Annotated in this window: 1 protein-coding gene; it reads left to right on the plus strand. The window is 69.1% G+C overall.

What is annotated here, in order from left to right; all coding sequences use genetic code 11:
• The first annotated feature begins 134 nt into the window (after positions 1 to 134).
• Positions 135 to 1,256 carry an IS110 family transposase gene (locus tag DWV32_RS07560; protein ID WP_117757762.1) on the plus strand — a complete coding sequence of 374 codons (1,122 nt, stop codon included), beginning with the start codon at positions 135 to 137 and terminating at the stop codon, positions 1,254 to 1,256.
• Positions 1,257 to 1,610: the final 354 nt, after the last annotated feature.

Here is a 1,610-nt window from a genome sequence, read left to right on the forward strand (position 1 = left end):
CGACAGACACTATGACCCAATCCGAGGGCACTGAAAAGATAGGAGCCCCCGCTCGTGACCGCGGGTCGGGGCTGCGACAATGATGCTGAAGTGCCATAGGCGCAGCCGCGCCACAACGAGGTTGGGAGGCTCCCATGCCAAAGTATTCTACCGCGTTCGGGATGGACGTCCACCTGAGGTCGACCACCGTCTGCGCCCTCGACGCGGACACCGGCGAGGCCGTGGCGAGGAGGTTCCCCGGCAACCCCTGGGGCGAGATCGCCGGGTGGATGGACGGGTTCCCCGGGCCGTCGCTCGCGGCCTACGAGAGCGGCTACCTCGGCTTCGCCCCGCAAAGGGAGCTCGCCGGGCTCGGCGTCGAGTGCGTCGTCGCCGCGGTCTCGAAGATCCCCAGGTCGGCCGCCGACTCGGCCTCCAAGAGCGACAGGAACGACGCCGCCAGGATGGCCAAGGCGATACTCGCCCACGACATCTCCCCCGTATGGGTCCCCTCCCCCGAGGTCGAGGGCATCAGGGACCTCGCCGGCGCCTACGACGGGGCGACCGCGCGCCTGGCGACCGCCAAGCAGCGGCTGCTCGCCTTCCTCGCAAAGCGAGGGTTCGCCTACGGCGGCACCACGCCCGCCGGCAAACCGAGGAAGTACTGGACCTACGACTTCCTGAGGTGGCTCGACAAGGTCAGGCCGGAGGACGATGGCGGGATTCGGACGCTCGCCGCCCTGAGGAACGAGGTCGAGGCCGCGGCGGAGGCCCGGGCGGACCTGCTCTCCGAGTACAGGGCGGCCGTGGATGCCAGCCCGATCGCCGCGGAGGTGGCCGCCCTCCAGTCGATCAAGGGCTGCGCCTTCGCGCTGGCCGCAGCCTTCTCGGCCGAGGTCGGCGACTTCACGAGGTTCCGCTCCGGAAGGCAGGTCACGGCCTATTTCGGCCTCGCGCCGAGTCAGAGGTCGAGCGGCGACTCCGTGCGGCTCGGAGGCATCAGCGGTGCGGGCAACGCGCTCGTGAGGAAGCTGGCCGTTGAGGGTTCATGGTGCTACGCCGCGGCACGGCACCAGCCGAAGCTCATGCCAAGGGACACGGGCGTGCCCCTCGAGATAAGGATGCACGGGAGGAAGGGGTCCGAGCGGCTCCTGCGGCGGCGCGAGGAGATGCTCGCCCGCGGCATGCCCGCGGCGAAGGCTAACGCGGCCACCGCGGCCGAGCTCGTGAGGTGGCTCCGGGCCCTCGGCGTGATGTGCCGGGAGGGCGCGGAATAGACATAGCCCCCGCCCCGGCGAGCCGGGCGGCCTTCGGGGATACCCCCTATTTCGCTGTGCGCGCGGAGCCCTCCGCATGCGCCCCGACAGACTTGGGGAACCCCGCCGAAGGAATGGAGTGCGGGCCGACAGAACGGTATCCGCGGATATGAGACTGAGCCGAAGGCGTCGACGACATGCCGGGGCGGACCGGGACGGGTTAACGGCAGGCCCCGTCGACCGATTGCAAGCGGTCGGCGGGGCCATTGTGGCTCTTGACAGCGGATTGGGTCATATGAGCGAAAACCCGCCAGAGCGAGCAAGGTGCCTTGAAACGAGGCGGCATTGATCTTTTGATCATGCCGTCGAAGTTGA

Source organism: Collinsella sp. AF04-24 (assembly GCF_003465685.1).
In the GTDB taxonomy this organism is placed as follows: Bacteria; Actinomycetota; Coriobacteriia; order Coriobacteriales; family Coriobacteriaceae; genus Collinsella; species Collinsella aerofaciens_AP.